This is a genomic window from Rugamonas sp. (assembly GCF_025354735.1).
GTDB lineage: Bacteria > Pseudomonadota > Gammaproteobacteria > Burkholderiales > Burkholderiaceae_D > Rugamonas.
This window is the reverse complement of sequence record NZ_JANXMI010000131.1, coordinates 22,218-29,245: the sequence shown is the minus strand read 5'-3', so window position 1 is coordinate 29,245 and position 7,028 is coordinate 22,218. Positions and strand designations below refer to the sequence as shown.

8 protein-coding genes are annotated in these 7,028 nt (G+C 60.9%); all 8 read right to left on the bottom strand.

Annotation, left to right across the window (positions count from 1 at the left end):
- Positions 1-299: 299 nt before the first annotated feature.
- Positions 300-722 carry a F0F1 ATP synthase subunit epsilon gene (locus Q0S71_RS10740; protein WP_295994791.1) on the bottom strand — a complete coding sequence of 141 codons (423 nt, stop codon included), beginning with the start codon at positions 720-722 and terminating at the stop codon, positions 300-302.
- Positions 723-792: 70 nt separating this feature from the next.
- The gene (gene atpD / locus Q0S71_RS10735) at positions 793-2,193 is read right to left on the bottom strand and encodes a F0F1 ATP synthase subunit beta (protein WP_295994787.1); all 1,401 of its coding nucleotides are present in this window, start codon (positions 2,191-2,193) and stop codon (positions 793-795) included.
- A 29-nt stretch (positions 2,194-2,222) separates the two neighbouring features.
- Positions 2,223-3,098, bottom strand: a complete 876-nt coding sequence (gene atpG, locus Q0S71_RS10730) for a F0F1 ATP synthase subunit gamma (protein ID WP_295994784.1) — start codon at positions 3,096-3,098, stop codon at positions 2,223-2,225.
- Positions 3,099-3,157: 59 nt separating this feature from the next.
- A complete protein-coding gene (gene atpA / locus Q0S71_RS10725) occupies positions 3,158-4,699 on the bottom strand; it encodes a F0F1 ATP synthase subunit alpha (RefSeq protein WP_295994781.1) in 1,542 nt (513 codons plus the stop codon).
- Between the two features lie 71 nt (positions 4,700-4,770).
- Complete coding sequence (locus Q0S71_RS10720) at positions 4,771-5,316, bottom strand: F0F1 ATP synthase subunit delta (RefSeq protein WP_295994778.1); 546 nt, start codon at positions 5,314-5,316, stop codon at positions 4,771-4,773.
- A 2-nt stretch (positions 5,317-5,318) separates the two neighbouring features.
- A complete protein-coding gene (locus tag Q0S71_RS10715; RefSeq protein ID WP_295994775.1) occupies positions 5,319-5,789 on the bottom strand; it encodes a F0F1 ATP synthase subunit B in 471 nt (156 codons plus the stop codon).
- Between the two features lie 39 nt (positions 5,790-5,828).
- Positions 5,829-6,098, bottom strand: coding sequence for a F0F1 ATP synthase subunit C (gene atpE, locus Q0S71_RS10710; RefSeq protein WP_367185290.1), 270 nt, complete (start codon positions 6,096-6,098; stop codon positions 5,829-5,831).
- Positions 6,099-6,171: 73 nt separating this feature from the next.
- The gene (gene atpB / locus Q0S71_RS10705) at positions 6,172-6,993 is read right to left on the bottom strand and encodes a F0F1 ATP synthase subunit A (protein ID WP_295994769.1); all 822 of its coding nucleotides are present in this window, start codon (positions 6,991-6,993) and stop codon (positions 6,172-6,174) included.
- Positions 6,994-7,028 lie beyond the last annotated feature (35 nt).

Genomic DNA, 7,028 nt, shown 5'->3' with positions numbered 1-7,028 from the left:
TGGCCGCGTGCGTTCTTTGAAATGACCGGTTGAAAATTTGTGTCCATAATCAGAATTTGTGGGCACAAATGCTGTGCCAAAATTCGATCATGGAGGACGCTGGTCATGCAGTCCAGACGGCGCTGGGAAGACGCTTACGTTCAGTCCAGCATAGCGTGCCAGGTCGGCGCGCGTTTGAGGTGCGTCAATCGTGGCCGGCCCGCGACGGCGGCGCGGCGATCGGGACGGCGGACGAAAAAAAGGCAGCCGAGGCTGCCTTTTCGCTGTGACGGTCGGGTCGCGGCCGCCGCAGGGGGGTGTCAGTTGCGGTGACGCAGCTTGGCGATCGCCGCCAGCTGGCCGATGGCGCTGGCCAGTTCGGCTTGCGCCTTGGCGTAGTCCATGCCCGAGCTGTTGTTCTGCAACGCTTCTTCGGCGCGTTTCTTGGCCGCGACCGCTTTGGCCTCGTCCAGATCCTTGCCGCGGATCGCGGTGTCGGCGAGCACCGTCACGACGTTCGGCTGCACTTCCAGCAGGCCGCCGGCGACGAAGACGAACTCTTCTTCAGCCTGGCCCGGCACCTGGATGCGCACCGCGCCCGGCCGGATGCGGGTAATCAGGGGCGTGTGCTTGGGATAGATCCCCAGCTCGCCCTGCTCGCCCGGCAACGCGACGAACTCGGCTTCGCCAGAGTAGATCAACTCCTCGGCGGAAACGACGTCTACGTGTATTGTATTTGCCATGTGTGTCCTATCGGGTGCAACGGTCGCGCCGCGCCGCGCAAGCGGGCGGCGCGACCGGTTCTCTCAACGATTAGTTGAGTTTCTTGGCTTTTTCGATTGCTTCGTCGATCGTGCCGACCATGTAGAACGCTTGTTCCGGCAGGTGGTCGAGTTCGCCCGACGCGATCATCTTGAAGCCCTTGATCGTGTCTTTCAGCGCGACGTATTTGCCCGGCGCGCCGGTGAACACTTCGGCCACGTGGAAGGGCTGCGACAGGAAACGCTGCATCTTACGTGCGCGCGAGACCAGCAGTTTGTCTTCCGGCGCCAGTTCGTCCATGCCCAGAATCGCGATAATGTCGCGCAATTCCTTGTAGCGTTGCAAGGTCATCTGCACGGCGCGCGCGGTGTCGTAGTGTTCCTGACCGACGACGAGCGGGTCGAGCTGGCGCGAGGTCGAATCGAGCGGATCGACGGCCGGGTAGATACCGAGCGAGGCGATGTCACGCGACAGGGCGACGGTCGAATCGAGGTGGCCGAAGGTGGTGGCCGGCGATGGATCGGTGTAATCATCGGCGGGCACGTAGACGGCCTGGATCGAGGTGATCGAACCGGTCTTGGTCGAGGTGATGCGCTCTTGCAAGCGACCCATTTCCTCGGCCAGCGTCGGCTGGTAACCCACGGCCGACGGCATACGGCCCAGCAATGCCGACACTTCGGTGCCGGCCAGCGTGAAGCGGTAGATATTGTCGACGAAGAACAGCACGTCCTTGCCTTCATCGCGGAACGATTCGGCCATGGTCAGGCCGGTCAGCGCCACGCGCAGACGGTTGCCCGGCGGTTCATTCATCTGGCCGTAGACCATCGCGACCTTGGAGTTTTCCGGATTTTCCAGATCGACCACTTTGGCGTCGGCCATCTCGTGGTAGAAGTCGTTGCCTTCGCGGGTACGCTCACCGACGCCGGCGAACACGGACACGCCCGAGTGCGCCTTGGCGATGTTGTTAATCAATTCCATCATGTTGACGGTCTTGCCGACGCCGGCGCCGCCGAACAGGCCGACCTTGCCGCCCTTGGCGAACGGGCACACCAGGTCGATCACCTTGATGCCGGTTTCCAGCAGTTCCTGCGATGGCGACAGCTCATCGTAGGCCGGTGGCGCGCGGTGGATGGAGGCCATCTGTTCGTGCGAGACCGGACCGCATTCGTCGATCGGGTTGCCCAGCACGTCCATGATGCGGCCCAGGGTGGCCTTGCCGACCGGAACCATGATCGGTTTGCCGGTGTTCTGGATCATCATGCCGCGGCGCAAGCCGTCGGACGAGCCCAGGGCGATGGTACGGACCACGCCGTCGCCCAGCTGTTGTTGGACTTCCAGGGTCAGCTCGGAGCCGGCCATTTTCAAGGCATCGAATACCTTGGGCATCGCATTGCGGGGAAACTCAACGTCCACCACAGCGCCGATACACTGAACGATTTTGCCATCAGCCATGTTCGTTCCTTCTATATAGTTTAATTCGTTTAAACCGCAGCCGCACCGGCGACGATTTCGGAAAGTTCTTTGGTAATCGCGGCTTGACGAGTCTTGTTGTATATCAGCTTCAATTCGCCGATCACGCTGCCAGCGTTGTCGCTGGCCGACTTCATCGCCACCATGCGCGCCGATTGCTCGGACGCCAGGTTTTCCGCCACCGCCTGGTACACCAGCGCTTCCACATAGCGCTCGAGCAGTTCATCGATCACGGTCGCGGCATCGGGCTCGTAGATGTAATCCCAGTTGTGATTACCGGCGTCCGCCTGCTTCTTGGCCGCTGGCAAGGGCAACAACTGCTCCACCACCGGCTCCTGCTTCATCGTGTTGATAAACTTGGTGTAGCACAGGTAGACCGCGTCGACTTCGCCGTTCTGGAATTGCTCGAGCATGACCTTGACCGGTCCGATCAGCTTTTCCAGGTGGGGCGTATCGCCGATGTGCGTGACGTGCGCGACGACGCGCACGCCGACCCGATTCAAAAACCCCAAACCCTTGTTGCCGATCGCAACGGCGGCGATCTGGTTGCCGGCCGCTTCCAGCGCCCGGCTCTTGGCCGTCACCATGCGCAAGATGTTGGTGTTCATGCCGCCGCACAGACCCTTGTCGGTCGTGACGACGATGAAACCAGCAGCCTTGGCCTTGGTGCCTTGCTCGTCGACCAGGAAGGGATGCGAATATTCCGGGTTGGCGTTCGCCAGGTTGGCGGCGATGTTGCGTATCTTTTCACTGTAGGGACGGGCGGCGCGCATGCGGTCCTGCGCTTTGCGCATTTTCGATGCGGCGACCATTTCCATCGCCTTGGTGATCTTCTTCGTATTTTCTACGCTCTTGATCTTGCCACGTATCTCTTTGCCTGATGCCATGAGTCCTTACTCCTTCTGCGCCGCGGCGGCCCGGGTTTCAAGCCCGGGCCGCCGTGCAATTAAAATGCGCCGGATTTCTTGAAGTCGGCAATGGCGGCCGACAGCGTAGCTTCGCCGTCTTTGTCCAGTTGCTTGGTCGATTCAATCTTTTCCAGCAGCGCAGCTTGCTTGGTCTTCAGGTAGGCGTGCAGGCCGGCTTCGAACGGCAACACCTTCTTGACGGCGACGTCGTCCAGGAAACCCTTGTTGACGGCGAACAGCGAGGACGCCATCAGCGAGATCGACAGCGGCGAGTACTGGGCCTGCTTGAGCAATTCGGTGACGCGGGCGCCACGGTCGAGCTGCTTGCGGGTCGATTCGTCCAGGTCGGACGCGAACTGCGCGAACGCGGCCAGTTCACGGTACTGGGCCAGATCGGTACGGATACCGCCCGACAGGTTTTTGATGACCTTGGTCTGGGCGGCGCCACCGACGCGCGACACCGAGATACCGGCGTTGATCGCGGGACGAACACCCGAGTTGAACAGCGACGTTTCCAGGAAGATCTGGCCGTCGGTGATCGAAATCACGTTGGTCGGCACGAAGGCCGACACGTCGCCCGCCTGGGTTTCGATGATAGGCAGGGCGGTCAGCGAACCGGTCTTGCCTTTGACGGCGCCGTTGGTGAACTTCTCGACGTAGTCGGCGTTCACGCGGGCTGCGCGTTCGAGCAGACGGGAGTGGAGGTAGAACACGTCGCCAGGGTAGGCTTCGCGGCCCGGCGGACGGCGCAGCAGCAGCGAAATCTGGCGGTAGGCGACGGCTTGCTTGGACAGGTCATCGTAGACGATCAGTGCGTCCTCGCCACGGTCGCGGAAATACTCGCCCATGGTGCAGCCCGAGTAGGCCGAGATGTACTGCATGGCGGCCGATTCGGCGGCCGAGGCGGCGACGACGATGGTGTATTCCAGCGCGCCGTGCTGTTCCAGCGAGCGCACGATGTTCTTGATGGTCGACGCTTTTTGGCCGATGGCGACGTAGATACACGTCATGCCCTGGCCCTTCTGGTTGATGATGGCGTCGACGGCGACGGCCGACTTGCCGGTCTGGCGGTCGCCGATGATCAGTTCGCGTTGACCGCGGCCGATCGGCACCATGGCGTCGATCGACTTGAGGCCGGTCTGCATCGGCTGCGACACGGATTCGCGGGCGATCACGCCCGGGGCGATCTTTTCGATCGGCGAGGTCATCTTGGCGTTGACCGGACCCTTGCCGTCGATAGGCTGGCCCAGCGCATTGACGACGCGGCCTTTCAGCTCGGGACCGACCGGCACTTCCAGGATGCGGCCGGTGCAGGTGACGGTGTCGCCTTCGGAGATGTGCTCGTAGGCGCCGAGGATGACGGCGCCGACGGAGTCGCGCTCCAGGTTCATGGCCAGACCGAAGGTGTTGCCTGGGAATTCCAGCATTTCGCCCTGCATCACGTCCGACAGGCCGTGGATGCGGACGATACCATCGGCGACGGAGATGACCGTGCCCTGGTTGCGTACTTCAGCGCCGCCATCAAGGCCTTCGATACGGCTCTTGATCAGCTCGCTGATTTCAGATGGGTTGAGTTGCATACTAACTCCTAAAGTGTGGTTCTCTCAGCTTGCGCGAGGGGAGGAATCTGTTCGGGTGCTCGGCGATTCGATCAAGCGACCAGCGCTGCGCGCATTTGCTGCAATCGCGCTTGCACCGAGGTGTCGAGCACTTCATCGCCGACGACCACGCGCACGCCGCCGATCAACGCTGGATCGACGGTGACGACGGGGTTGAGCTTGCGCTTGAATTTCTTTTCCAGCGTCGCGATCAGCTCGGCCACCTGGGCCGGCGTCAGATCGAAGGCGCTGACGATGACGGCATCGGCCGCCCCTTCAACGCTGTTTTTCAACTGCTGGAACTGCGCGCCGATTTCCGGCAACAAACTGAGGCGGCCATTTTCGACCAGCATCGTCAGGAAGTTCTGCGCTTCCGTATTGAACGGCGATTTGAGCAGCGACACGATGGTGGCGATGACGTCGCGCTCCGACACTTTCGGATTGCGCGCATACGCTTGCACCTCGGGGTGGCTGCCGACCTGGGCCAATTCCGACACCAGCTCGGACCACGCCGCGAGGTTGAACGATTCCTTACCAGCTTGGGCTACGCGGAACAAAGCTTCCGCGTAGGGACGGGCGACGGTTGCGTTTTCTGCCATGATTACAGCTCGACAGCCAGGCGCGACAACAGGTCGGCGTGGGCCGACGCGGTCACTTCGCGCTTGAGGATTTGCTCGGCGCCCTTGACCGCCAGGTCAGCCACCTGAGCGCGCAGTGCTTCGCGGGCCTTGGTCACTTGCTGCTCGGCCTCGGCCTTGGCTTGCGCAATGATGCGGTCCGCTTCGGCTTGGGCGTTGGCCTTGATTTCCTCGGCCACCAGTTGCGCGCGCTTTTCAGCGTCGGCAACGCGCTGCGAAGCTTCTTCGCGGGCGCCGGACAAGGCTTCGGCGGCGCGCTTTTCAGCGACGACCATGGCAGCCTGACCCTGGTCGGCCGCGGCCAGACCGTCCGCGATACGCTTGGCACGCTCATCCAACGCTGCATTCAGCGATGGAAATACGAACTTCATCGAGACCCAGACCAGCACCGCGAAGGTGATCATCTGACCGATGAGAGACATATTGATGTCCATACCTGTGCTCCTAACTAAAAGTTTCTCCTAGGGAGCGAATTACTTACCAGCAGCTTCGATAACGGCGGTCAGGAACGGGTTGTTGAACGTGTACAGCAGTGCGACGCCGACGCCGATCATCGAGATCGCATCGAGCAGACCGGCGATGACGAACAGTTTGGTTTGCAGTTGTGGCATCAGTTCTGGTTGACGAGCCGAGGCTTCCAGGAATTTACCGCCCAGAATTGCGAAACCGAGCGCGGTGCCGATAGCACCCAGGCCGATGATGATTGCTGCTGCCAGAACGGTCATGCCTTGTACTTGTGCGATCAGAGCTTGCATATATTTCTCCTAAGATTTTAAAAAGACTACAGATACTAAAAGGGTCCAACTCAAATGTTGATTAGTGTTTCTCAACCGCGAGGCTCAGATACACGACAGTCAACGCCATAAATACAAACGCTTGCAGGGTCACGACCAGAATGTGGAAGATCACCCACGGACCACCCAGCAACCACTGCGCCCACCATGGCAGCAGAGCGATCAGAATGAAGATCAGTTCGCCGGCATACATATTGCCGAACAAACGCAGAGACAGCGACAGTGGCTTGGCCAGCAATTCGATCAGCTGGAAAATCAGGTTGATGGGCGCCAGCACGACGGCCATGAAGCCGTGGGCGTGGAAGGGGGCCGTCAGCAGCTCTTTACCCCAGCCGCCTATGCCCTTGGCGCTGATCGAGAAACCAATAATGCAGAACATCACGCCGAAGGACATGGCGAAAGTGTGGTTGACGTCGGCCGTCGGCACCACGCGCAGGTGTTCCAGGCCGACGAAATGGCCGACTTTCGGCAGCAGGTCGACGGGCAGGAAGTCCATGGCGTTCATCAGCCAGACCCAGACGAAGATGGTGATGGCCAGCGGCGCGATGACGCGGCTCTTGGCGTGGAAGGCCGAGTTGACGACCTCGTTGACCAGTTCCATGACCGCTTCGACGAAGTTTTGCAGCTTGCCCGGCACGCCGGAGGTGGCGCGGCGGCTGGCGAAGTAGAACACGGCCAGGAACACCAGGCCGAGGGCGGCCGAAATCCAGAACGTGTCCAGATTGATTGTGTCCAGATTGCTTTTGCCACTGGCGTTGTGCAGGTGGCTCAGGTGGTGCTTGATGTATTCGGTGGCATTAGCCGGCGCCGCGTGGGCCGCCTCAACAGCGTTTTCAGTGGTCATAATGAGTATATTTTGGTTGCCCCGGCACGCCGAGG

Excerpts from the sequence above, each read along its gene's own strand:
- atpA (WP_295994781.1), bottom strand. The coding sequence starts at position 4,699 with ATGCAACTCAACCCATCTGAAATCAGCGAGCTGATCAAGAGCCGTATC.
- Q0S71_RS10715 (WP_295994775.1), bottom strand. The coding sequence starts at position 5,789 with ATGGACATCAATATGTCTCTCATCGGTCAGATGATCACCTTCGCGGTG.
- Q0S71_RS10740 (WP_295994791.1), bottom strand. The coding sequence starts at position 722 with ATGGCAAATACAATACACGTAGACGTCGTTTCCGCCGAGGAGTTGATC.
- atpG (WP_295994784.1), bottom strand. The coding sequence starts at position 3,098 with ATGGCATCAGGCAAAGAGATACGTGGCAAGATCAAGAGCGTAGAAAAT.
- Q0S71_RS10720 (WP_295994778.1), bottom strand. The coding sequence starts at position 5,316 with ATGGCAGAAAACGCAACCGTCGCCCGTCCCTACGCGGAAGCTTTGTTC.
- atpD (WP_295994787.1), bottom strand. The coding sequence starts at position 2,193 with ATGGCTGATGGCAAAATCGTTCAGTGTATCGGCGCTGTGGTGGACGTT.
- atpB (WP_295994769.1), bottom strand. The coding sequence starts at position 6,993 with ATGACCACTGAAAACGCTGTTGAGGCGGCCCACGCGGCGCCGGCTAAT.